Source organism: Kineococcus endophyticus (assembly GCF_040796495.1).
In the GTDB taxonomy this organism is placed as follows: domain Bacteria; phylum Actinomycetota; class Actinomycetes; order Actinomycetales; family Kineococcaceae; genus Kineococcus; species Kineococcus endophyticus.
In genome coordinates this window covers 78,382-98,673 of sequence record NZ_JBFNQN010000004.1, presented here as the reverse complement: position 1 = coordinate 98,673, position 20,292 = coordinate 78,382, and the positions used below count along the sequence as shown (strand labels likewise).

Here is a 20,292-nt window from a genome sequence, read left to right as displayed (position 1 = left end):
GGGCAGGATGGGGGTCATGTCCGAGCACACCCACGGCTTCCCCGAGGACCCGACCCCGCCCGACGCCCCGCGCGAGACCAGCGACGGCCCGGACCCCCGCGTCGTCGTGGTGACGCCGCAGGGCATGGGCATCGCCGAGCCTCCCGAGGACGGCGAGCCCGGACCGGCCGACATGGTCTCCCAGCCCGCGAAGGTCATGCGGATCGGCAGCATGATCAAGCAGCTGCTGGAGGAGGTGCGGTCGGCGCCGCTGGACGAGGCGGGGCGCAACCGGCTCGCCGAGATCCACGAGCGCTCCCTCAGCGAGCTCGAGGACGGCCTGTCCGCCGACCTCGTCGAGGAGCTGCGCCGGATCGCGCTGCCGTTCGCGGAGGGGCAGGCCCCGTCCGAGAGCGAGCTGCGGATCGCCCAGGCCCAGCTCGTCGGCTGGCTCGAAGGCCTGTTCCACGGCATTCAGACCGCTCTCGTCGCCCAGCAGATGGCGGCGCAGGCGCAGCTGCAGGAGATGCGGCGCGCGCTGCCCGGCGGCAGCGTCCCCGGGGGCCCGCAGGGCCGGCCCGGGGGCGACGGGATGCCGCGCGTGCAGCCCGGCGGGACGGGGCAGTACCTCTGAAGCTCGCGTTCTGGCGGCGCACGCCCGACCCCCTCGGCGAGGGGGTCTGGGCGCGCGCCGCGCACTCCGCCGACCGCGCCGTCCGCCGCGTCGAGATGGTCGTGGACGGCACCCCGCCCGGGCCCGCCCGCGTGGCGCTGGAGGAGTTCCTGCCCCGCGTGGACCTCGTGGCCCGCGCCGTCCGCGCGCAGTGCCTGCGGGCGCAGCAGGAGGCCCCGTCGGCGGGGGACCTGCTCGTGCCCGGGGGACCCGACGGGGAGCACCCGGAGATCCACCGGCGCCTGACCCGCACGGCCACCGCGTGCGCGCAGGTCGCGGAGGCCGCCGCGATGGTGCGGGTCGCGGGCGCCGACGGTGGTCCGGCGGACCCGGGGCTGCTCGCCGCCGTCGAGCGCGCCGTCGTCAAGGCCGAGACGCTGGCCGACCTGCGCTGATCCCCGCCCCGCGGACGCCGGGCGTGCCCGCCGCTCAGGACCGGACGGGTGCGGTCCAGAGACCCACGAGGGCGTCGACCAGCCCGTCACCGCACTCGGTCCAGGTGGCCCGGGCCGGTTCCCGGCCCTCGGCGAGGTCGGCCTCCCGGTCGGCGACGACGTGGACGCTGAGGATCCGGGCCATGTCGCTGCGTTCGCGCAGGACCGCTTCGGGCAGGTCCGGCAGGCACGACCGGAACCCGTCCACCGTGCGCCGCAGCGGTTCCGAGCGCAGGGCGTGCTCGACGTAGCGCGCGTGCCGGCGCGGGTCGGCGGCGAGCTGGGCCGACAGCCGCCCGAACCAGGTCGGCGACCCGAGCGACTCCAGCACGACGATCGAGGGCCGCACGAGGCAGTCGACCCAGTCGCGGACGTCCCCCGACCCGGCGATCCGCTCGACGAGGTCCGTCCGGACCTGCTCGACGGCCTCCCGCCGCCGTTCGACGACGGCCTCGACGAGGTCGGCGGTGGTGCCGAAGTGGTAGCCGACGGCCGCGTTGTTGCCCTGGCCCGCAGCCGCACTGATCCGGCGGTGCGAGACCCGCTCGATCCCCTCCTCGGCGAACAGCCGCTCGGCCGCGTCGAGGATCGCCACCCTCGTCGCCTCGCTCCGCGCTGCGTTGCGCACCTGCGCCGTGACCATCACCCCTCCTTGGTTGCCCCTTGCAACGACCATTGTCCCCGTGGTCCACTGAGTCAAGCAGTTGTCTTAACTCTCCCGCCCCGAAGGACCTCGATGTCCACTCCCCTGCCCGTGAGCGCACCCGAGCGCCCCGAACGTCCCGTCGGCGTCGTCGTCGCGGTCCTCGCCCTCGGCGGGATCTCCGTCGCCCTCATGCAGACGCTCGTGATCCCGATCGTCTCCCAGCTCCCGACCCTGCTGGGGACCACGACGTCGAACGCGGCCTGGGCCGTCACCGCCACGCTGCTCGCCGGGGCCGTCGCCACCCCCATCGCCGGACGGCTCGGCGACATGGTCGGCAAGCGTCCGCTGCTGCTGGCCAGCCTCGCCGCCATGGTCGTCGGTTCGGTCGTCTGCGCGCTGTCGGACAGCCTCGCCCCGATGGTCGTCGGCCGGGCGCTGCAGGGGTGCGCCGCGGGCGTCATCCCCCTCGGGATCAGCCTGATGCGGGACGTCCTGCCCGCCGAGAAGCTCGGCCCGGCCACCGCGCTCATGAGCGCCTCGCTGGGCGTCGGCGGCGCCCTGGGCCTGCCGGCGGCCGCGCTCATCGCCGACCACCTCGACTGGCACTGGCTGTTCTGGGTGTCCGCCGGTCTCGGCGCCGTCGTGCTGCTGCTCGTCCTCGCGCTCATCCCCTCGGTCCGCACCGCCCGCGGCGGACGCTTCGACGCCCTCGGTGCCGTGGGCTTGTCGGCCACCCTCGTCGCGCTGCTGCTGGGCGTCTCGAAGGGGAAGGACTGGGGCTGGACCAGCGTCGAGACGCTCGGCTGCCTCGTCGGCGGCGTCGTCCTCGCGGTGCTCTGGGGCAGCTGGGAACTGCGCCACCGCGCCCCGCTGGTCGACCTGCGCACGACGGCCCGGCCGCAGGTGCTGCTGACGAACCTCGCCTCGGTGGCCCTCGGGTTCGCGATGTTCGCGATGTCCCTCGTCATCCCCCAGCTCATCCAGCTCCCCCGGCAGACCGGGTACGGCCTCGGTGAGTCCATGCTCGTCGCCGGGCTCGCGATGGTCCCCGGGGGCCTGGTCATGATGGTGACCGCGCCCGTCTCGGCGAAGGTGACCCGCCGGTACGGCCCCAAGGTCAGCCTCGTCGTCGCCGCGCTCGTCGTCGCCGTCGGCTACGGCACCGGCGTCTTCCTCACCCACGAGGTCTGGCAGTTGTCGATCGTCACCGGGATCATCGGCGCCGGTGTGGGTTTCGCCTACGGCTCGATGCCGGCGCTCATCATGTCCGCCGTCCCGGTGCGCGAGACCGCGTCCGCCAACAGCTTCAACACCCTCGTCCGCTCCGTCGGGTCCTCGGTGGCCAGCGCCGTCTCCGGCGCCGTCCTCGCCTCCTCGGCCACCGTGGTCGGCGGCGTCGCCATCCCCGCCGAGAACGGTTTCCGGACCATCCTCCTCGTCGCCGCGGGAGCCGCCGCGGTCGCCGCCGTGATCGCCGCACTCATCCCGCGAGCCGCCGCCGAGAGCCCCGCGGCCGCGGCCGGAGCACCCGCACCCGCAGCCGCACCCGCCGTCGGGCGGTCCGTCGTCGGCACCGTGCTGACCGACGGGACCCGACCGCTGGCCGGCGCCGTGGTCACGATCACCGACCCGGCGGGACGGCAGGTGGCCCGCGGCACGTCCGCCGACGACGGGACCTTCGCTCTGGCCGTGCCCACCGGCGGCACCTACCTGCTCATCGCAGCCGCCGGGCACCTGACCCCGCAGGCCGTCCTGGTGGCCATCGGCTCCGGACCGGTCCGCGCCGACGTCGTCCTCGCCGGGCGGTCCACCGTGGCCGGGCGCGTGCTGCGCCAGGGTTCACCGGTCGCGGCGGCCGTGGTGACGCTCACGGACGCCACGGGCCGGGTGGTCGCCTCCGCCGGAACGGACGCCGCCGGGAACTACGCCCTCGAGGGGCTCACGGGCGGGTCCTACGTCGTGACGACCCGCGCCGACGGCAGGCGCCCCGCGGCCCGCGCGGTGCAGGTCGGCGACGACGAGGCCCAGGCGCTCGACCTCGTCCTCGAGGTCGGCGGCCGCGTCGACGGCACCGTCACCGCCGGCACGGGCGTGCACACCGGGGCCGTCGTCACCCTCACCGACGCCGACGGCGAGGTCGTCGCGACCACGACGACCGGACCCGACGGCCGGTACGCCTTCGACGACGTGGCCGGCGGCGACTACACGCTCACCGCCTCGAGCTGGGCGCCGGCGACCGGCAGCGTGCAGGTCGACGACGGGCTCACCGCCCGCGCCGACCTGCACCTCGGCGGGGTTCCGCAGCCGCGTCAGGAGTCCGCGCCGACGGTGACCACCGAGACGTGAACCAGTGCCGCGTCGCCGCCCACCGCTGAGTCCCGGGACGAGCGGTGGGCGGAACCGTCAGCGGACTCCGGGGTCCTCGACGTCGAGGGTGAAACCCCTGTCGCGCAACCGGTCCGCGAGGACGGTCCCGATGCCGGTGGCCGGGGTCAGGACGCCCGCACGGGCGGGCAGGCGGTCGCCGTCGACGGCGAGGGCCAGGGCGCTCTGCCCGAGCATGACGGCCGTCGCGGCGTAGCCCGGGTCGCCCTGGGCGGCGACGGTGACGGTCGCGCGGCGGCCGGACTCCGTGCGCGCGTCCACCCGCAGCCGGAAGTGACCGGTGCGGCGGGTGCGTTCGCTCGGGCCCGTCCCCGGGGCCGGCAGCAGGCGGTCGAGGAGCGGCCGGACGGGTCCGACGGCCAGCAGCCCGGTGAGCCCGGCCAGGACCCCCGTGACGGCGCCGGCCGTGAGGGCCGCGGTGCGCCCGGAGAACGCCATGACCTCCGCGTACCGCAGCCTCGGTCCGTAGGCGTGGCCGAGCAGCGCGTTGCTGCGCCGCACCACGCGGGTGTTGTAGGAGGCCATGACGAAGGGCGCGACCCAGTCCCCCGTCGCCGCGCGCCGGTGGGGGCGGAAGGCGTCGCGCTGCGGACCCAGGTCGGGTTCGGCCGCCCGGTCGGGGCTCAAGGCGTACGGGTCGCGCACGAGCCGGCGCGCGGCCTCGTCGCGGCGCGCGGTGTCCAGCTGCAGGCGCAGGGAGTCGACCGTCCCGCCGCTGAAACCCCCACGCGCGGAGAGGACGTCCAGCGTGGCGCTCGCGAGCGGACCGGCGTCGTGCGCCTGCGCCCACTCGTGCGCGAGCAGCACGGCCAGGTCGGAGGGCACGGAGTCGAAACCGCAGGAGTGCACGATGCGGGCCCCGCTCGCGCGGGCGGCCTCGTCGGCCGCGTCGATGCTGCGCCGCACGAACAGGACCTCGCCCGTCAGGTCGGCGTAGTGGGTGCCGGCCCGGGCGCACGCCTGCACGAGGGGCAGTCCGTGCCGCAGGTACGGGCCGACCGTGGAGACGACGACGTGCGTGGACTCGGCCAGCCGTCGCAGCGACGCCTCGTCGGAGGCGTCGGCCACCACCAGGGGCCAGTCCGCGGCGCGGGGTCCGAGGTCCCGCGCCACGGCGGCCAGGCGCTCGGGCGAACGGCCGGCCAGGGCGATCCGCGTCCCGGCGGGTGCGTGCGCGGCGAGGTGCTCCGCGGTCAGCCGCCCGACGAAGCCGGAGGCCCCGAACAGCACGACGTCCAGGTCTCGGTCCGCGTCTCCAGCCACGCCGTCACGCTAGCCCGCAGGCGACGGTCCCACGCGCTGCGGGGAGGCCTCCGGCGACGTCACCCTTCACAGGGCGAGGAGGAACTCGACCGCCGTCGCCAGCACGTCCGCGGGGAGTTCGTGGCCGCCGTCGAAGGGCAGTCCGGTGCACACCCCGGGGGCGAAGGCGTCGAGCACGTCGCGGACGCCGTCGGCCGGGAACAGCGGGTCCGCCCCTCCCGCCGTCACCAGCACCCGCTGGTCACGCAGTTCTGCCGCGAGGGCCGGGAGGTCGCCGGCGGGCACCAGGCCCGGGACGAACCAGGCCGGGTTGTGCGGGATCCGGTCACGCACGAGCGAGGCCACCGTCGCCGCGCCGCAACTCACGACTCCCCTGCTCAACCGCGGGTCGAAGGCGAGGGAGAACAGGGCGACCTGCCCTCCGAGGGAGTGCCCGACGATCCCGAGCCGGGAACCCGCGCCGACCTCCTCGCGCAGCCAGGTCGTCGCGACGGCGACGTCGCGCGTGTGCTGGGCCTGCAGGGAACTCCCGCGTGCGACCCGGTGGAACGCGTCGAGCTTCTCGTCGGCGGCCGGGTCCGTCGTCCAGCCGCGCTGCCGCTCCTCGAAACCCTCGAGGTCGGGGCACACGACGACGGCGCCCGCCTGGGCCGTCCTGAGCCCGTAGGCCAGGTGCGGGGCACCGGCGATCCCGGCGATCTCGCTCTTGCCGCGGCCGAACTCACCGCCGTGCTGGTGCACCGCGACGACCGCCACGTTCCTCGGCTGCTCCGGGGTGAGGAGCCAGCAGGGGACCTCGCCGTCCGGGGTGACGAGGACGACGTGCTCGACCGCGACGTCGGGCGCACCCGGAGGTGACGGCGCCGGCCGGCGGCGCACGTCGAGGGGCTCGTGGGTCGCAGCGGGGGCGAGGCCGAGCAGCCGTCGCACCAGCGCGCGGTCGTGGGTGTCCACCATGCCGCGAGCCTTGCGTGACCCGGTCCCGCCCGGCAAGCCGCCCCCGGGGGAACGGTCCCGGGCGCCGTCAGGCCGGCCGGAACTCGGCCTTCGGCGCGAGCGACGCGACCGGCGGACCGGGCGTCACGACCGTGTCGGGGGTGAGCACGTCGTCGCCGCCGGCGGGACCGGGGACCCCGGCCGGCGCGGAGGGGACGAACAGGGGGGCGACGAACCGTGCCGAGGGGTCAGCGGGCGTGGGCCCGTCGGCGACCGCGGACACCGCGGACACCGCCCGCGCCGCGGCGGGCCCCGCCGGGGAGTGCGCCCCCGACGCCCCGGCAGCGCTGCCGACGAGCAGGCTCCCGGCCAGGCCGACCACGGCGGTCACGACAGCTCGACGGTGCCTCACGGGTTCCTCCTCGCGCCGGACGGGTGACCTCCCATCGGCGCGGACGGCCCGCCCCTTGAGCCGGCGGGGCCAGCGGGGCCAGGACCAACCCGAGGCCCAGCGCGACGAGGTGGCCGACGCCCGTGAACCCCGGGTCGACGGCCAGGGCGAGGAGGGCGACGGCGACCGCACCGACGACCCCGGCCGTCCGCCACCGGCGCGGACCGGAGGCCACGAGGAGACCCGCCACGCACGCCAGCCCGTAGCTGACCCCGACGTCGACGGCACTGCGGACGGAGGGGTCGACCCACCCGAGCCGCAGCCCGGCGAGGAGGAGTCCCGCGACGACGCCGGTCGCGCCGACGTGCCCCACCGCGAACGCGCCGAACGTCGCGGCCCGGCCGAGGCGCCGTTGCGCCAGCGCCAGGACGGGGACGAGCAGACCCAGGACGAGCAGCCCCGGACCCGACGGCACCACCACGGCGCTGAGGAGCAGGACGCGCAGGGGGTGCACGGCCAGGTTGTCCAGGTTGGTGCTGGCGGCGAGGACGGCCCGGGCGCGGTCTGCGGCGGGCAGGAACCACAACCCCGCGAAGACCACCAGCACCAGCCCGGCGTGCACGAGCGCCACGTCGCACGCCCGTCCTCCGGTGCGGACGCGCGAGTGCGGGGCGACGGCGGTCGTGACTGCGCTCACCCGTCGAGACTGGGCGGCCCGCCTGTGCCCCGGCCCTGTCCCGGCTGTCGACGCGACCTGACGTCCGCGATCCCCCGTCGCGGTCTCAGGAGGGTTTCTTGAAGTACACGGCCGACTCCTCGAAACCCAGAGCACGGTAGAACTCCCCGGCCCGCCGGGTCGCGAGCGCCACGTACACCGCGCCGGCGCCGCGGGCCCACTCCCCGGCGGCCTCGAGCAGCAGGCGTCCGCACCCCGACCCGCGGAACTGCGGGGCGACCACGACCTCCTCGACCCAGCCGACGTTCCCGTTCGCGTGGAACGCGGGGTGCACGAGGACGTGCACGTACCCGACCACCGGGGTTCTCCCCGCCGGTTCGACGGCGGGTTCGACGGCGGTTGCGACCAGCACCGTCGCGGCGTCGTCGGCCAGGACGTGCGCCAGCGACCGGGCGAAGGCGACGCGTTCGGGGACGAAGGAGGTGGCGAGTTCCACGGCCAGGGGCAAGAGCGCCTCCTCGTCCTCCGGCTGCGCGGGACGGACCAGGAACTCGGGGACGTCGGGGCTCACGGACCCGTTCTCCCACGACGGGACCCGGTGGCGCGACCCTGCGGGAAAACTCGTCGCCCGCGTCGGCTCTGCGCCGCTACGTTCGGCGGGTCCCGTTCCCCGACCGAGGGTGAGCCGTTGTCCATCCGGTGACGTTCCCGAGCGCTGTCCCCTCGCGCGTGGCCCGGTGTTCCGTGGTGCTGCGTGCTGCTGGTGCTGCCCACGAACCCACCGAACGGTGCCCTCCATGCCCACGACCACCTGGGCGGTCACGCCCACGCGCCTGCCCCTCGTCGCCCGCCGCTGCCACCGCTGTCCCGCACAGCGTTCCCGGGCGAGCGGCCGGTTCCGTCTCAACGCCAACGGGAGGCTCCTCGACGCCTGGCTCCTGGTGCTCTGCACCGGCTGCGGCGACACCGCGAACCTGACGGTGTTCGAACGGACCCACGTCCGGTCCGTCGACCCCCGGCTGCTCGACCGCCTGCACGGCAACGACCCAGACCTCGTCTCCGAACTCCTCCGCCACCCCGGGACGGCGCACCGGAACCGGTTCTCGCTCGACTGGGACGGCGCCTGGTCCCTGGACACCGGGGGCACCGTGGAGCCTTGCGACAGCCTGGAGATCGCCGTGGAGAACCCCGCGCGGATCCCCGTGCGACCGGTGCGCTTGCTCGCCGAGGGTCTGGGCCTGCCGCGCGCCGCGGTCGAACGGCTCGTCGCGGACGGCCGGATCGTCGCCTCCGTCGACCTCCGGTCGAAGCGGTCGACGGGTTTCGCCGTCCTCCTGAAACCCTGACCCGGCTCCGGAACCACTGCTCGACCGGTCCCGCGGGGCCGGTCGAGCGGCCGGGGGAACGCGCTCGCTACCGTCGTCCCCGTGCGCGACGTCGCCCTCGCCCGTGCCGTCCAGGTCGCCTCCGCCGTCGCGTTCGGCGGTGGGCTCGTCCTGGCGATGGCCCCCCTGCCCCTCAGCCCCTACGGCTGCACGTCGGCCGTGCACGCCGACCTCGGGGACACCGGCGACCTCGCGCCGGCCTGCGGGCAGCAGCGCACGGACCGGCAGGACCTCGTCGCGGGACTGCTCGTCGGCTCGCTCGCGGCGGCGGGCGGCGCCGAGACCTACGTCCGCCGCGTCCGGCGCGCCGAGGACGACCGCCACCGTCGGTGACGTCGGCAGGGGACGTGCGGAGGGTCGCTCGGAGGGCTTGTGTCGGAGGTCGGTGTCACGGTGTGCTCATCCCGGAGGACCACCGGGTGATGACAGCGGACACGACCAGGGGGAACGTCTCGTGCACATCGACAACGCTCGTGAACTGAAGGCCCGGCTGCTCTCGGGCGTCGTGCAGGCCTCCTCGCTCGAGACGCCGACCGGCGTGGCGAGCGTCGGGATCAGCGTCGCCTCCCGCGGAGGGGACGGGCCCCGCTACGGGCTCGCCGTCCGCTACTCCGGCGACCGCGGCGCGGTCCTCGCCGACAGCGCCCGCACCCTCGCGGCGGGTGCGGCCGGGGACGAGGTCGACATCCGCGAGATCGGGCTCGTGAAGGCGCTGAGCGCCCCCACCGAACCCGGGACGTGGGCGCCGGAGGCGCTGCAGCGCAAGGTGCGACCGCTGCACCCGGGGCTCTCGATCGCCCAGCAGGACGTGACCGCCGGAACCCTCGGCGGGTTCGTCACCGTCGAGGGTTCGGACGGGTTGTACGTCCTGTCCAACAACCACGTCCTGGCGAACTCCGACCAGGCCGCCCTCGACGACCCGGTCCTGCAGCCCGGTCCCCACGACGGCGGACGGGCCGGGGACCGCGTGGGCCGGCTGGCGCGCGCGGTGCCGCTGGAGGCGGGGGGCGGCAACACCGTGGACGCGGCCCTCGCGCTGCTGGAGGACGACCTGACCGGGGTGGACCTGAGCTACCCCGTGGGCCGCCTGACGGGGTGGGCCGAGCCGGACGACGAGGTCGCCGTCGAGAAGGTCGGCCGCACGACCGGCTGGACGACGGGACGCATCAGCGCGATCGAGCTCGACGACGTCGCCGTCCAGTACCCCGTCGGGGTCGTGAGCTTCGACGGCCAGATCGAGGTCACGGGGGACGCGGGGGCGTTCTCCGCCGGCGGGGACTCGGGCTCGGTCGTCTACCGGCCCGACACCCGGCAGGCCGTCGGCCTCCTCTTCGCGGGCAGCGAGCGGGGCGGCGAGAACGGCGCCGGCCTGACGTTCTGCAACCCGATCGGCCTTGTGCTCACGGCGCTCGGTGCGACACTGGTCGTCTGAGCACGCGCGGCCCCTGGTCCTCCGGCGGTCGCGGCGGACGGACCAGGGAGCCGGGAGTGAGCGACCGAGACGCTGCACGGGCCGCGAAGTCGCAGGTGCAGAGCCTGATCGGCGGTGACCCGCGCGTCAACGGCGTGGGCCTGACCCACGTCGGCCCGGACTGGGCCGTGAAGGTCAACGTCGTCGACGACCAGGACTACCCCGACCTGCCCGAGCGGGTCGAGGGCGTGCGGGTCGTCGTGCGGGGCGTCGGCGGCATCAGCGCCCACGCCAGCTGAGCAGCCGCTCCAGCACCTGGGCGACGCCGTCGTCGCCGCAGTCGGGCGCGACGTCGTCCGCAGCCGCCCGCGCGTCCGGGTGCCCGTCGGCCATCGCGTAGGACCGCCCCGCCCAGCGCAGCATCTCGAGGTCGTTGGGCATGTCGCCGAACGCCACCACCTGCTCGGCCCGGACACCGCGGTCGCCGGCGACCTCGGCCAGCGTCGTCGCCTTGCTGACCCCGGCCGCCATGATCTCGATGAGGGAGTCGGCGGCGTTGGAGTGCGTGACGTTGACCAGGCCGTCCAGCTCCCGGTGCGAGACCGCGACCATCTCGTCGCTCAGCACGCCGGGGCACTTGGCGAGGATCTTCACCACGGGCGGGGCGTCGACGAGGAGCTCGTCGAAGGCGGCGACGCGCTGCTCCAGTCCCCCGTCGAACCGGGTGGCGTACTCGGGCTCGCGGCGGAACCCCACGACGGCCTCGAGGGCGAAGCCGATGCCGGGCAGCACGGGCCGCAGCCGGGCCACGACCTCGCGCAGCACGTCCGGGGCGATGGGGTGCTCCAGGACGACCCGGCCGGCGTCCAGGTCGTAGACGACGGCGCCGTTGGCGCACACGACCTGGCCGCGCAGCCCGGCCTCCTCGGCCAGCGGCGTGACCCAGCGCGGGGGCCGACCGGTCACGGGGACGACGGGGATCCCGGCCGCGTCGCAGGCCGCGAAGGCGGCCAGGGTGCGGGCACTCACGGGGCGGTCACGCGGGATGACGGTGCCGTCGAGGTCGGTCGCCACGAGCGCCCACCCCTGCGCGAAGGCGCGCTCGGCACCCTGGTCGACCAGCTCGTCGGTGGTCTCCCGTCCGCGGTCGACGTCGGCCGGCGCGGGCACCTCGGGAGTCACGAGCCCATCCTCGCACCTGGTCGGACCCCGGAGCCGGGCGCGCTCGTCCCCGACGCGTCGCTGCCGCGACCGCCCGGCCTCCGGGACCGACCTCTGCGACCTCGCCGTCCGGCGGCCCGTCTCCCCCGAGGGGGCCGCCGGCCGGCGCCGGTCCGCCGGCGCGCCATCGTGGGGGCGGGCACCGACCCCACGATCGTCCCCCGGCGTTCCCGCTCGCGACCACCCTCCGGAGGTGCGGTGCGGCGCGACCGCACCCCCTCCCTCCGGAGGGGTCGTCCCCGCACGGCCGGCTGCGATCCTGGGCCGGTGTCCGGCGACGCGCCCTCCCGCGGCACCCCCCTGCTGTCGGCCGAGCGCCGCGCCGCCGCCGCGGAGTTCCTGCGCAGCCCCGGCGGACGGGTGCTCACCCAGGCGCTGCTCGTCCTCGCCTCCGTCGTGGACGCCGTGTCCAAGGGCGTGACGTGGTCCAGCCGCACGTCGGTGCTCGTCTCCGTGCTCGCCGTCGTCGGCGTGCTGCTGCGCCGCCGCTGCCCGCTGCTGGCGCTGCTGGCCTCCCTGCCCGGCGTCTGGTGGTCGACGCTGCAGGTCGCCCCCGGTGTCCTGCTGGCGAACTTCACCTACCGCCGCAGGCGGTCCGCCCTCCTGGTGGTCGTGACGATCACCGTGGCCCTGACCGTCGCCAACACCGTCATCTACTGGTACCCGGGGCCGGGCTTCCTCGTCCTGAACCTGCAGTCGGCCGTCTACTTCGCCGGGTACGTCGGCAGCGCCAGCCTGGTGGGGCACCTGCTGCGGGTGCGCCGCGAGCAGGCCGACCGGCTGCGCGAGCTGCAGGCGAGCCGGCACCGCGAACGGCTGCTGACCGAGCGGGCCGCCCGCGCCGACGAACGCGCCCAGCTCGCCCGCGAGATGCACGACGTCGTGTCCCACCAGATCTCCCTCATCGCCCTGCAGGCGGGCGTCCTCCGCGTGACGCTGCGCGGCGCGGACCCGGTCCCCGCCGCCGTGCGCACGACCGAGACCATCCGCAGCCTGGCGGTCCAGGCCAACGACGAGCTGCGGCAGGTCCTCGGCGCGCTGACCAGCGACGCCGTCGCCGCCTCGCTCGACGCCGTGCGGACCGTCGACGACATCGCCCACCTGTGGCAGCGGTCCGGCGTGCGCGGGCGGCTGCAGCTGCCGGACGCCGTGGACACCGCGAGCGTGCCCGCCCCCGTGCAGCGCGCGGTGTACCGCATCACGCAGGAGGCCCTGACGAACGTGCGCCGGCACGCCGACGGTGCGGACGTCGTCGTCCGCGTGCGGCTGGGTCGCGACCGCGACCACGGGGACGGGTTCCGCTCCGGCGTCCACGTCGACGTCGAGAACTCACCGCCCGCGGGCACCGGCGCGGAACCCGTCGTCGCGCGCAGTGCGGCGTGCGGTCTGGGCGGGGGCGGCGCCGGGCTCGTGGGGATCAGCGAGCGCGCCTGCGCGCTGGGCGGGTCGCTGCAGGCCGGTCCCACGGCCGACGGCGGGTTCGCCGTACGGGCGTTCCTCCCCTGCGGCGTCGTCCGGGCCACCCCGGCCTGACGTGCGCCGGACCGGCTCAGGCCGCCCGGCGCGCCCCGCCGCCCTCGGACTTCGCCCGGTACATCGCGACGTCGGCGGCGTGCAGCAGCGCCTCCCCGCGACCGCGGCCGGTGGCCCCCGCGACGACGGCGGCCGGGCCCACGGTCGACTCCGGGCCCGCGACCCCCACGCTGGCCGAGACGCGCAGGTGGTGGCCGTCGACGTCCCGCGGACCGAGCTGCCCGACGAGGGCCTGGGCGATGTCGTCGGCGCGCGCGGTGCGGGGCCCCGTGAGGAGGACGACGAACTCGTCCCCGCCGAGGCGGGCGACCAGACCGTCGCTGCCGACGACGTCCTCGAGGCGGGCGGCGGTGTCCCGCAGCAGGAGGTCACCCGTGCGGTGCCCGTGACGGTCGTTGACGGCCTTGAACCCGTCGAGGTCGACGAGCAGGACGGCCAGCGGCACCCCGTCGTCGACGCGCTCGACCTCGGCGAAGAAGGCGCGCCGGTTCGCCAGCCCCGTCAGCTCGTCGAGCAGCGAGAGCCGGTGGCTGCCGAGGAGCGAGACGAGCGTCCGCGTCAGCAGGACGAGCTTGGCGGCGACGGTCGTCAGGGCCGCGACCTCGCAGAGCAGCACCAGCGTCGACGTCCCGGGGTGGGCGGTGCGCCAGGCCGCCGCCGCCATCGTCATGGCGAAGACGCTGACCGGGGCGGCCACCGTCGCCCAGCCGAGGTCGGCGACCACGCGCGGGTGGTCCGTCGGCGCGCGCACCGCGCGCACGAGCAGGGGCAGGGCCAGGACCCGCAGGCCGGACGCCGCGGGGGCGAGGAGGGCGGACGCCTGGCCGCCGGCGAGCAGGTGCCCTAGGTCGGCGGTCTCGGCGGCCAGGAGCACGGCGAACACCAGCAGGACGCGCGCAGGGCGCCGCCGGTGCCCGGGGGCCACCAGGCCGCAGTTGGCGGCGGCGAAGGCCGTGAGCACCAGGACCAGTGCGGGCCGTGCGGTCCACGCGAGGGCGGTCAGCGTGCCGGTCCCGCGCGCCGTGAGGGCGGGCACGAGCGTCGCGCTGAGGACGGCGGTGAGCCCGAACAGGCTCGCGACGCCGTCGAACCAGGCGTTGACGTGCGGCACCACGGCACTGCGCTGGTAGTGCAGGAGGCGCAGGTTGCCCGCGAAGAGGGCGGCGTACGCGCCGACGGCGGTGAGGACGGCGAGGCCGGGCACCACGGCGACGGGGACGTGTCCCGGAAGGAGCAGGCTCCACGTCCCCGGCGCGCCCAGCAGCAGCAGCGCGGCGCCGACGGCGAACCAGCGCCAGACCCGGTCGGCGTCGGCCCGGTGCCACAGGAGCGCCGGCGCGAACCCCAGGGCCGGGACGGCCAGCAGGACCGCGGCCGCGGCCTGGGGCCGCTGGGAGGGGAGGACCGCGGCGGCGAGTCCGGCCAGCACCCCGACCGGGACCAGACCCCGGGGCGGCACGCCGGGGGCCGGGCGGGTCACCGCCCCGGGCCGCGTGGTGCGCGGAAGGCTGCGACCCGGGACCGGGCGGCGACCTGGGCGCGCAGGTAGACCGCGGCCACGTCCTGGTCCGCGGGGTCCCCGTCGCCGTCGAGGACGAGGGCCTCGTGGTCGCGGACGGTCGTGAGGGCCGCGCCGAGCGGACCGCCGGCGGTGACCAGGGCGTCGCGGACGGAGGCGTCGAGCGCGCACCCGCGGGTGAGTTCGACGGGGTCGAAGGCCAGCGCCTCGGCGGCCGCGGACAGCAACCCGACGGTGAACGCGGGTTCGGCCGCGGTGGGCCGCAGGGCCCGGCAGGCCTCGGCCCGCGTGAAGATCCAGGTGAGGGTGTCGTCGGGGACGCGGGCGGAGCCGGATCCGGCGAGCAGCACGAGCAGGACCCAGCTCATGAGTTCCCGGCGGCCGAGCATGACGACGGCCTGCCGCAGCGAGGTGATGCCGCCGCGCGGCGCGTGGGCCGCCGAACTCACGGTCTTCAGCACGCGCAGGCTCAGGGCGGGGTCCTGCGCGAGGAGGTCGACGACCTGCCCCACGTCGGCGTCGGTGTCGGCGAGCAGGGCCACGAGTTGCGCGCAGGTCAGGTGGGAGGGGTTGAGCGTCTGGCGCTGCAGGACCTCGGGGCGGTGCAGCAGGTACCCCTGGAACAGGTCGACGCCGAGGTCGCGGCAGACGTCGAACTGCGCCTGGGTCTCCACGCGCTCGACGACGAGGACGGCCCCCGGGTTCACCTTGCGGACGAGGTCGACGACCTCGGGCAGCCGCTCCCCCGTCGCGTGCAGGTCGACCTTGACGTAGTCGGCGTGCACGACGGCCGGGACCCGGGAGACCTCCCCGTCGAAGTCGTCGACGGCGATGGGGAAACCCTTGCGCCGCAGGTCGCCGAGGCCGACCATGAGCCGCCGGTCGACGTCGACGTGCTGCGGGAGTTCGAGCACGACGTGCCCGGGCGGGAACGGCAGCTGCACCTGACCGGAGAAGAACGAGCGGGTCGCGTTGAGGAACAGGGGACGGCCGCCGGACAGGTCCTCGACGCCGAACTCCCCGAACACCGCCGCGACGACCTGCGCGGTGGCGCGGTCGTGCTCGGCCTCGCCCGTCAGGCGGGCACGGTTCGAGGCACCGCTGCGGTGCAGGAGTTCGTAGCCGAACACCTCCCGCTCGGCCGTGTGGACCGCCTGCAGGCCGAGGGAACTCGTCGCCCCCGCACGGGGGGTCACGAGTCCGCCGTCCACCGGAACCGTCACGTCGACGTCACCCCAGGATCTCGCGGGTCACCGCGAACTGCTCGGTCAGGACACCGCCGATGACGGACTGCGTCTGGTTGATCTCCCCGACCGCGGCGCTGATCTGCGCCAGGGAGGAGGTGACGGCACCGACGCGCGCCTGGATGGTCGCCACCCGGGCCCCGACGCTGCTCGTCGCGCGCTCGGTCTCCCCCGACAACTCCTTGACCTCCTCGGCCACGATCGCGAAACCGCGCCCGGCCTCGCCGGCACGGGCCGCCTCGATGGTCGCGTTCAGCGCCAGCAGCTTCGTCTGCGCGGCGATCGACTGGATCGCCCGCACCACGTCGTTGATCTGCGCCGAGGCCTCCTCCAGCGCGGCGACCTCCGCGTTCGCCTCCGCGGCCAACGCCTCCCCCTGCGCGGCGACCCCCGTCGCCGCGACCACGTTCCGCTCGACCTCCTCGATCGAGGACAACAGGTCACCACCGGCCTGCTGCAACCGACCCGCCGCGGCGAACCGCTCCATCGCCTGACCGATGAGGAACGCCGTGTTCCGCAGCGCCGCGCGCCGGCTCTCCGACATCACCAGAGTGCGGGTGGCGAAGAAGTCCATCGTCCCCACCACGCGGCCGCCGACCACGACGGGCAGGCAGACGCCCGACTTCACCCCTGCCCGCTGCGCCACGGGCGCGCGGACGCAGTCGGTCATCTCCCCCAGGTCCTCCACGAACACCAGGTCCTGCGCCGCCCACGTCCGGCCCGACAACCCGACGCCCTTGGCGAAGGAGGCCGCCAGCGTCACCTGCCGGAACTCCTGACCGGCGTCGCCGGACTCCAGCTCGAAGCGCAGGACGTGCCCCGAGGCCGGCCCGGTCTCGTCCAGCCGCCAGAACGAGCCGTACTGCCAGTCGAAGTCGGCGCGGATCGTGTCCAGCGCCACCCGCAGCGCCGCCTCCTCGCTGGTGGCCGCGGTCAGCTCACGGATCAGCGTCGAGACGGCCTCGACGTCCTGCGCCGCCTTCTCCTGCCGCGCGGCCTCGGCCAGCCGGGCCAGCGTCGTGGACACCAGGGTGGCGACCGTGCGCAGCACCGCGGTGCGGCCCGCGGACAGCGTGACGCGCTCGGTGGTGAAGAAGTCCATCGTCCCGGCCACCTCCCCGGCCTCCAGCACCGGGAAGCAGATCCCCGACCGGATCCCGGCGCGCTGGGCCACCGGCGCGCGGACGCAGTCGGTCAGCTCACCGAGGTCGGCCACGTGCACGAGGTCGCGCTGGCGCCACGCCCGTCCCGACAGGCCCACGCCCTCGGCGAAGGACGCCGCCAGCGTCACGCGGCGGAAGTCCTCCCCCGCCGGGCCGTCCACCCGACCGCTGTCCTGCGCGAAGACGAGGACGGGTGCGGCACCGGCTCCCGTGCCGGGTCGGCGTTCCAGGCGCCAGTACGACCCGTAGGCCCAGCCGAAGCGGGACCGGATCGTCTCCAGCGCGGTCTCGACCGCAGCCTGCGGGGTGGTGGCCTGCTGCAGGGCACGCACGAGGTCGGTCACCGCCTCGAGGTCGGCACCCGCCGCCTGCACGTGACCCGCCGCGGCCTCGGCCGCCCGCCGTGATGCGGTCGATCGGAACATCGGACTCCCCGTCTCCATCCCGCGGCACGAGGGGCCAGGGACGCCTGTCGTGCCGCGCCGGCTGCTTCCAGCCCTGCAGTCATCGGCCGACAGCGGTGAGGCCTTGAGCGCTGTCCGCCGGGGGGTCGCCGGGGGTCGCCGGGCGGGAGGGTCAGGCGGTGGGTCCCACCGCGAGCAGACCCTCGAGCACCTGGGCGAGGCCGTCCTCGTCGACGGTGCCGGTGACCTCGTCGGCGGCCGCCTGCACCTCGGCGGGCGCGTTGCCCATGGCGACGCCGCGCCCGGCCCAGCGCAGCATCTCGACGTCGTTGCGGCCGTCCCCGACGGCCAGGGTGCGGCCGGGATCGACGTCCAGGCGCAGCCGGACCTCCTCCAGCGCACTGGCCTTGGTCACCCCGTCGGGGGCGAGGTCGAGCCAGGCGGTCCAGCCCACGGAGTAGGCGACGCCGTGCAGGCCGACCTCGTCGACGAGGCGGGAGAACTCGGCGGACGTGTGCTCGGGGCTGCGGATGATGACGCGCATGACGGGTTCAGCGAACAGCTCGTCGAAGGGGACGATCTGCATGTCGCCCGTGAGCTCCCCCTCGGGGAAGGGCGCCGTCAGCTTGTAGCCGCGGCCCAGGACCTCCGTCGCGAACAGCCCGGCGGGCAGGTGCTCGCGCAGCAGCTCGGCCACGCCGGAGGGGTCGAAGGTGTGCAGCGAGACGACGCGGTAGCCCTCGTCCACGGCCGGGTCGAGCTGGACGGTGACGGCGCCGTTGGAGCACACCACGAAGCCCTCGCGCAGGCCGAGGCGCTGCAGCACCGGCAGCGTGCCGTGCAGCGAGCGTCCCGTCGCGACGACGACGTGGGCCCCGCCGGCGGCGACCCGGCCCACCGCCTCGCGCACGCGGTCGGACAACGACTCGTCCAGGTCGACGACGGTTCCGTCGACGTCGAGCGCCACGAGCACGCCCTGAAGGCCCCCACTCACGCTCGGCAGCCTACGGGGTGGGCACCGGCGGGCGCCGCCCGAGCACCGCGGCTTGCCGCCCGCGGGGCGGGCTGGTCGGATGCCGGGGACGGAGGCCGGGAGGGGTGACGTGGACGACAGGACGGGGCCGTTGGGGGCCTGGGACGCGCCGGACCTCGACGCGGCGGAGTTCGCGGCCGCCCTGCAGGAGCACCGCGACGACGTGGACGCGCGCTTCGCGGCCCTCGGGTTCGGTCCCGACGTCGCCGCCGCGACGCTCGCCGACGTGCCCCGCAAGCTCGCGGCCTACGGGACGACGGGGCCCGTCGCGATCGACGTGCGCTGGTTGCGGGGTCTGGCCCGCGCGGACGTCGTCGCGCTGGGCCGGCTGCAGTTCGAGCGCACCGCGCGGGAGGGACGGCACGCCGTCCACGTCCCCGAGGGCGGACCGCTCACCGACGCCGACCTCGACGCCTCGTTCGCCGCCGCCCGCGAACTCCTCGGGGCCGGCGCGTTCAGCTGCCACTCGTGGTTGCTGGACCCGCTGCTGGAGGCCCTCGGGCACGGCAGCGGGGTCGTGCGGTTCGCCCGGCGGTTCTCCGTCGCGACGGTGGAACGCGACGACGACGCCGACCGGGCCGTGGCGAAGTTCGTGTTCCGCGACACCCCCGACGCCGTGCGCTCGGGGGCCGCCGAACCCCGCACGCGGCTGGCCCGGCTCGTCGCGGACCGGCTGCGTGCGGGCGGGCACTGGGCCCAGCCGCTGGGGTTCAGCCGACCGGCGTGAGCACGTCCAGCCCGAGGAACGGCTGCAGCGCAGCGGGAACGCGCACCGAACCGTCGGCCTGCTGGTGGTTCTCCAGGATGGCCACGAGCCAGCGCGTCGTCGCCAGCGTCCCGTTGAGCGTCGCCACCGGACGGGTCCCCGAACCCTCCGCGAGGCGCTCGCGCACCCCGAGGCGACGGGACTGGAACGTCGTGCAGTTCGACGTCGAGGAGAGTTCGCGGTACGTCCCCTGCGTCGGGACCCACGCCTCGCAGTCGTACTTGCGCGCCGCGGAACTGCCGAGGTCGCCGGCCGCGGTGTCGATGACCCGGTAGGGCACCTCGATCGCGGCGAGCATGTCCTTCTCCAGACCCAGCAGCCGCTGGTGCTCGGCCGCGGCGTCCTCGGGGCGGCAGAACGAGAACATCTCGACCTTGTGGAACTGGTGGACGCGGATGATGCCGCGGGTGTCCTTGCCGTACGACCCGGCCTCGCGGCGGTAGCAGGCCGACCAGCCCGCGTACCGCTTCGGACCCGAGGACAGGTCGAGGATCTCGTCGGCGTGGTACCCGGCGAGGGCGACCTCGCTCGTCCCCGTGAGGTAGAGGTCGTCCTCCTCGAGGTGGTACACCTCGGCCGCGTGCGCGCCGAGGAACCCGGTGCCCGCCATGACCTCCGGCTTCACCAGCGTCGGCGTGATCATCGGGGTGAACCCGTTCTCGACGGCCTTGGCGACGGCCAGGTTCAGCAGCGCCAGTTCCAGCCGGGCCCCGACGCCGGTGAGGAAGTAGAACCGCGACCCCGAGACCTTGGCGCCGCGCTCGGTGTCGATGGCCCCGAGCAGCTCGCCGAGTTCGAGGTGGTCGCGCCAGGCGTCCAGGCCCTCGGGCAGCTCGGGGCGGGTGCCGACCTCCTCGAGCACGACGTAGTCGTCCTCGCCCCCGGGCGGGACGCCGTCCTCGACGACGTTGGGGATGAGGCGCAGGGCGGCGTCGAACTCCTCGCCCACGGCGGCCTGCTCGGCGTCCGCGGCCTTGACCCGCTCGGCGAGTTCCTTGACCCCCGCGAGGAGCTTCTGCTTCTCCTCGCCCTTGGCGGCCGCGACGTCCTTGCCGCGGGACTTCTGCTCGGACCGCAGCTGCTCGAACTGCGCGATGGCCGTGCGGCGGCGGGCGTCGAGGTCCAGGGCGCGGTCGACGGCGCCCTCGTCCTCGCCGCGGGCCCGCTGGCTGGCGCGGACGGCGTCCGGTTCGTCCCTGAGGAGTCGCAGGTCGATCACGCCACGACACT

General features: G+C 75.6%; 21 protein-coding genes. 9 read left to right on the top strand and 12 right to left on the bottom strand.

Features of this window, described 5'->3' with window-relative positions; translation table 11 throughout:
- Nucleotides 1-7 precede the first annotated feature (7 nt).
- Complete coding sequence (locus tag AB1207_RS06570; RefSeq protein WP_367637098.1) at nucleotides 8-613, top strand: bacterial proteasome activator family protein; 606 nt, start codon at nucleotides 8-10, stop codon at nucleotides 611-613.
- Between the two features lie 101 nt (nucleotides 614-714).
- Nucleotides 715-1,047 (top strand): hypothetical protein, encoded by a 333-nt coding sequence (locus AB1207_RS06565; RefSeq protein WP_367637097.1) that lies wholly within the window; start codon nucleotides 715-717, stop codon nucleotides 1,045-1,047.
- A gap of 34 nt (nucleotides 1,048-1,081) precedes the next feature.
- Here the strand turns inward: AB1207_RS06565 and AB1207_RS06560 are convergent, their stop codons facing one another.
- A complete protein-coding gene (locus AB1207_RS06560; protein ID WP_367637095.1) occupies nucleotides 1,082-1,681 on the bottom strand; it encodes a TetR/AcrR family transcriptional regulator in 600 nt (199 codons plus the stop codon).
- Between the two features lie 159 nt (nucleotides 1,682-1,840).
- Here AB1207_RS06560 and AB1207_RS06555 point away from each other — a divergent pair, with 159 nt between their 5' ends.
- Nucleotides 1,841-4,078, top strand: coding sequence for an MFS transporter (locus tag AB1207_RS06555; RefSeq protein WP_367637093.1), 2,238 nt, complete (start codon nucleotides 1,841-1,843; stop codon nucleotides 4,076-4,078).
- Nucleotides 4,079-4,135: 57 nt separating this feature from the next.
- Here AB1207_RS06555 and AB1207_RS06550 read toward each other — a convergent pair whose 3' ends face one another.
- From AB1207_RS06550 to AB1207_RS06530, 5 genes are all read right to left on the bottom strand, one after another.
- Nucleotides 4,136-5,380, bottom strand: a complete 1,245-nt coding sequence (locus AB1207_RS06550) for a saccharopine dehydrogenase family protein (protein ID WP_367637091.1) — start codon at nucleotides 5,378-5,380, stop codon at nucleotides 4,136-4,138.
- 66 nt (nucleotides 5,381-5,446) lie between these two features.
- Entirely contained in the window at nucleotides 5,447-6,337 is an 891-nt protein-coding gene (locus tag AB1207_RS06545) for an alpha/beta hydrolase family protein (RefSeq protein WP_367637090.1), read from the bottom strand.
- A gap of 67 nt (nucleotides 6,338-6,404) precedes the next feature.
- Complete coding sequence (locus AB1207_RS06540) at nucleotides 6,405-6,599, bottom strand: hypothetical protein (protein ID WP_367637089.1); 195 nt, start codon at nucleotides 6,597-6,599, stop codon at nucleotides 6,405-6,407.
- Nucleotides 6,565-7,404, bottom strand: a complete 840-nt coding sequence (locus tag AB1207_RS06535) for a rhomboid-like protein (RefSeq protein WP_367637087.1) — start codon at nucleotides 7,402-7,404, stop codon at nucleotides 6,565-6,567. The genes AB1207_RS06540 and AB1207_RS06535 overlap by 35 nt, the downstream gene beginning before the upstream one ends.
- A gap of 85 nt (nucleotides 7,405-7,489) precedes the next feature.
- Nucleotides 7,490-7,954 (bottom strand): GNAT family N-acetyltransferase, encoded by a 465-nt coding sequence (locus tag AB1207_RS06530; RefSeq protein ID WP_367637086.1) that lies wholly within the window; start codon nucleotides 7,952-7,954, stop codon nucleotides 7,490-7,492.
- Nucleotides 7,955-8,180: 226 nt separating this feature from the next.
- Here AB1207_RS06530 and AB1207_RS06525 point away from each other — a divergent pair, with 226 nt between their 5' ends.
- From AB1207_RS06525 to AB1207_RS06510, 4 genes are all read left to right on the top strand, one after another.
- Nucleotides 8,181-8,729, top strand: a complete 549-nt coding sequence (locus AB1207_RS06525; protein WP_367637085.1) for a DUF1062 domain-containing protein — start codon at nucleotides 8,181-8,183, stop codon at nucleotides 8,727-8,729.
- A gap of 81 nt (nucleotides 8,730-8,810) precedes the next feature.
- Nucleotides 8,811-9,101 carry a hypothetical protein gene (locus AB1207_RS06520; RefSeq protein ID WP_367637084.1) on the top strand — a complete coding sequence of 97 codons (291 nt, stop codon included), beginning with the start codon at nucleotides 8,811-8,813 and terminating at the stop codon, nucleotides 9,099-9,101.
- 121 nt (nucleotides 9,102-9,222) lie between these two features.
- Entirely contained in the window at nucleotides 9,223-10,200 is a 978-nt protein-coding gene (locus tag AB1207_RS06515; protein ID WP_367637082.1) for a chymotrypsin family serine protease, read from the top strand.
- A gap of 56 nt (nucleotides 10,201-10,256) precedes the next feature.
- A complete protein-coding gene (locus tag AB1207_RS06510; RefSeq protein ID WP_367637081.1) occupies nucleotides 10,257-10,478 on the top strand; it encodes a hypothetical protein in 222 nt (73 codons plus the stop codon).
- On the opposite strand, the gene AB1207_RS06505 is transcribed toward AB1207_RS06510, so the two are convergent.
- Nucleotides 10,459-11,361, bottom strand: coding sequence for an HAD family hydrolase (locus AB1207_RS06505; RefSeq protein ID WP_367637080.1), 903 nt, complete (start codon nucleotides 11,359-11,361; stop codon nucleotides 10,459-10,461). The genes AB1207_RS06510 and AB1207_RS06505 overlap by 20 nt on opposite strands.
- A gap of 306 nt (nucleotides 11,362-11,667) precedes the next feature.
- On the opposite strand from AB1207_RS06505, the gene AB1207_RS06500 reads away from it, so the two are divergent.
- Nucleotides 11,668-12,933 carry a sensor histidine kinase gene (locus tag AB1207_RS06500; protein WP_367637078.1) on the top strand — a complete coding sequence of 422 codons (1,266 nt, stop codon included), beginning with the start codon at nucleotides 11,668-11,670 and terminating at the stop codon, nucleotides 12,931-12,933.
- A 16-nt stretch (nucleotides 12,934-12,949) separates the two neighbouring features.
- Here the strand turns inward: AB1207_RS06500 and AB1207_RS06495 are convergent, their stop codons facing one another.
- From AB1207_RS06495 to AB1207_RS06480, 4 genes are all read right to left on the bottom strand, one after another.
- Nucleotides 12,950-14,413 carry a diguanylate cyclase domain-containing protein gene (locus tag AB1207_RS06495; RefSeq protein WP_367637076.1) on the bottom strand — a complete coding sequence of 488 codons (1,464 nt, stop codon included), beginning with the start codon at nucleotides 14,411-14,413 and terminating at the stop codon, nucleotides 12,950-12,952.
- A complete protein-coding gene (locus tag AB1207_RS06490; RefSeq protein ID WP_367637074.1) occupies nucleotides 14,410-15,648 on the bottom strand; it encodes an EAL and HDOD domain-containing protein in 1,239 nt (412 codons plus the stop codon). The genes AB1207_RS06495 and AB1207_RS06490 overlap by 4 nt, the downstream gene beginning before the upstream one ends.
- Nucleotides 15,649-15,682: 34 nt before the next feature.
- A complete protein-coding gene (locus AB1207_RS06485; RefSeq protein WP_367637073.1) occupies nucleotides 15,683-17,284 on the bottom strand; it encodes a GAF domain-containing protein in 1,602 nt (533 codons plus the stop codon).
- A 151-nt stretch (nucleotides 17,285-17,435) separates the two neighbouring features.
- Nucleotides 17,436-18,257, bottom strand: coding sequence for an HAD family hydrolase (locus AB1207_RS06480; protein WP_367637072.1), 822 nt, complete (start codon nucleotides 18,255-18,257; stop codon nucleotides 17,436-17,438).
- 109 nt (nucleotides 18,258-18,366) lie between these two features.
- On the opposite strand from AB1207_RS06480, the gene AB1207_RS06475 reads away from it, so the two are divergent.
- Entirely contained in the window at nucleotides 18,367-19,023 is a 657-nt protein-coding gene (locus AB1207_RS06475; protein ID WP_367637070.1) for a hypothetical protein, read from the top strand.
- On the opposite strand, the gene serS is transcribed toward AB1207_RS06475, so the two are convergent.
- Complete coding sequence (gene serS, locus AB1207_RS06470; RefSeq protein WP_367637068.1) at nucleotides 19,007-20,281, bottom strand: serine--tRNA ligase; 1,275 nt, start codon at nucleotides 20,279-20,281, stop codon at nucleotides 19,007-19,009. The two genes, AB1207_RS06475 and serS, sit on opposite strands and share 17 nt — an antisense overlap.
- Between the last annotated feature and the right edge of the window lie 11 nt (nucleotides 20,282-20,292).

Bases quoted from the DNA above. Each gene is read 5' to 3' on its own strand.
- AB1207_RS06485 (WP_367637073.1), bottom strand. From the start codon at position 17,284: ATGTTCCGATCGACCGCATCACGGCGGGCGGCCGAGGCCGCGGCGGGT.
- AB1207_RS06525 (WP_367637085.1), top strand. From the start codon at position 8,181: ATGCCCACGACCACCTGGGCGGTCACGCCCACGCGCCTGCCCCTCGTC.
- AB1207_RS06570 (WP_367637098.1), top strand. From the start codon at position 8: ATGGGGGTCATGTCCGAGCACACCCACGGCTTCCCCGAGGACCCGACC.
- AB1207_RS06545 (WP_367637090.1), bottom strand. From the start codon at position 6,337: ATGGTGGACACCCACGACCGCGCGCTGGTGCGACGGCTGCTCGGCCTC.